Source organism: Ornithinicoccus halotolerans (assembly GCF_009602535.1).
GTDB classification, from domain to species: domain Bacteria; phylum Actinomycetota; class Actinomycetes; order Actinomycetales; family Dermatophilaceae; genus Ornithinicoccus; species Ornithinicoccus halotolerans.
The window spans coordinates 1-2,237 of record NZ_WIQI01000192.1 but is presented as its reverse complement, the minus strand read 5'-3'; the positions used below and the strand labels follow the sequence as shown (position 1 = coordinate 2,237).

Below are 2,237 nucleotides of genomic sequence, written 5' to 3'. Positions count from 1 at the left end.
TGCCCGTCACCGAGTCCGTCGCCGGTGACCGGTACGCGTGGGGGGACGCCGCCGCGGGGCGGCTGCAGGCGGCCGTGCTGTGGCCGGTGCCGAGGCCGGTGGCCGCGGGGTCCGCCGCCAACAACGGCAGCGTCGTGCTCGACCTGCGGGTGACCGGCCGCAGGCTGCTCACCACCGGTGACATCGAGCGGGCCGCCGCGCGCGAGGTGCGCCGGGCGCTGCGTGCCGCCCCTGACGGTCCCCGGGCCGACCTGCTCAAGGTGCCGCACCACGGGTCCGCCGACCAGGACCCGGCGCTGCTGCGGGACGTCGCCGCACCGATCGCCCTGCTCGGGGTCGGGCACGCCAACAGCTTCGGGCACCCGGCGCCGTCGGTGCTGCGGGTGCTGGCCGAGCGGGGGACGGTCGTGCTGCGCACCGACCGGCACGGTGACTACGCGGTGGTGGAGCGGGACGGCCGGCTGGCCGTGGTGACCTCCCGGGCCTCAGCCGGGGAGGGCGGCGCCGCTGCCGGTGAGCTCCCGGGCGCTGTGGCACAGCGCGTCCAGGGTGGCCGCGACAGCCGGCACCCGCCGCAGGTCGGCGGTGGTGACCATCTGCACGACCCGGCTCGAGTGCGGCTCGACGGGCCGGGTGACCACCGCGGGGTGGGACACCGAGGTCAGGATGAGCTGGGGGACCAGGGCGACCCCGAGACCCGCGGCGACCAGGCCCAGCACCGCGACGTAGTCCTCGGTCTCGAACGACACCTGCGGCTCGAAGCCCGCGCCCCGCCCCATCGCCAGCAGGTGCCCCCGGCAGCGGGGGCAGCCGGCGATCCAGGATTCCGCGTCCAGGTCCGACATCCGCACGACGTCCTCGTCGGCGAGTGGGTGGTGCTGGGGGAGCGCCACCAGGACCGGGTCGTCCATGACGTCGATGACCTCCAGCCCCTGCAGGTCGTCCTCGCCGCGACCGGCGTCGGTGCCGTCGTAGGTGAACGCCACCGCGAGGTCGCAGGTGCCGGCTCGCAGCGCAGCCAGCGACTCCGGGGGCTCGGCTTCGGAGAACTGCACCGTCACGCCGGGGTGGGCCGACTTGACGCTGGCCAGCGCCCGGGGCACGAGGGTGGCCGAGGAGGACGGGAAGGCCATCAGCCGCACCCGTCCTGACTGCAGGCCCGCGATCGAGGCCACCTCGGCCTCGGCGTTGTCCAGGGCGACCAGCACGTTCGCGGCGTGCCGGGCCAGCACCTCCCCGGCCTCGGTCAGCCGGACGCTGCGGCCCTTGCGCTCCACCAGGACCGTGCCGGTGCGCTGCTCCAGCCGCCGGACCATCTGGGAGACCGCGGGCTGGGTGTAGCCCAGCGCGTTGGCCGCTGCGGTGAAGCTGCCCTCCTCGGCGATCGCGCGCATCACCCGCAGGCCGGCAACGTCGAACATCCCCCTAGCCTACCGGCGCTCCATAACTCGGCGTAACGTCTGGCCGCGGCGCCTGCGTCGGGATGTGATGCCCACTGCGGTAGCGGCACGCCCCCAGCCGTCACGGCGGCGTCACCCGCTCGGGGGTGTGCCGTTCACCGCGGCGTCACCCACGGCCCGGACGCTGGGAGCCGTGGTCCACCACGACCTGGAGCCCGCCCACCGGCCCGACCCGCCCACCGGAGACCCGGTTGCCGCCCAGCTGCGGGCAGCACGCCTCCAGGCCCACCACGGCCCCGCCGCGACCGGACCCCGCCACGGCACCGCCCTTTGCCTGTCCGGCGGTGGGTTCCGGGCGGCCCTGTTCCACCTCGGCGCGCTGCGGCGGCTGGATGAGCTCGGTGTGCTCGGGTCGCTACGCACCGTCAGCGCCGTCTCCGGCGGTGCGCTGGTGGCCAACCTGCTGACCGACCCCCGGCTGGAGTGGCCCGACCCGGCCCAGAGCGGCCGGGTCGGCGGCTTCGACGAGCTGGTCGCCCGGCCGCTGCGGGCCCTGACGGGCCGCAACGTGCGCACCCCCGTGATGCTCTCCCGGCTGCACCCTCGCTGGTGGCGGCGAGAGGAGGGCGCCGGTAGTCCGCTGGCTGACCGGCTGGCCGCGGCCGTCCCGGAGTGGGAGGAGGACCTGCGCGAGCTGCACCGCGACGGCCCGGTGGTGCTGACCGGCGCCACCGAGGTCGGCTACGGCGTCAGCTGGCTGTTCGCCGACGCCGCCAGCGCGCCCCCGCGCGGCCGGATCGGGGACCACCGGCTCGGGTGGTCCGCCCCGCCGCCGGG

3 protein-coding genes are annotated in these 2,237 nt (G+C 76.4%); 1 reads left to right on the top strand and 2 read right to left on the bottom strand.

Translation table 11 applies throughout. The annotated features are described in order from the left end of the window. Positions 1 to 344: hypothetical protein (locus tag GFJ45_RS16870; RefSeq protein ID WP_228387205.1), on the bottom strand; the 344-nt coding region annotated here is incomplete at its 3' end. A 141-nt stretch (positions 345 to 485) separates the two neighbouring features. Continuing rightward, positions 486 to 1,421 carry a LysR family transcriptional regulator gene (locus GFJ45_RS15900; protein ID WP_153399027.1) on the bottom strand — a complete coding sequence of 312 codons (936 nt, stop codon included), beginning with the start codon at positions 1,419 to 1,421 and terminating at the stop codon, positions 486 to 488. A 172-nt stretch (positions 1,422 to 1,593) separates the two neighbouring features. Between GFJ45_RS15900 and GFJ45_RS15895 the strand changes: the two genes are divergently transcribed. Further along, a partial coding sequence (locus GFJ45_RS15895; RefSeq protein WP_228387204.1) for a patatin-like phospholipase family protein occupies positions 1,594 to 2,237 on the top strand: 644 nt, incomplete at its 3' end.

Bases quoted from the DNA above. Each gene is read 5' to 3' on its own strand.
- GFJ45_RS15900 (WP_153399027.1), bottom strand. From the start codon at position 1,421: ATGTTCGACGTTGCCGGCCTGCGGGTGATGCGCGCGATCGCCGAGGAG.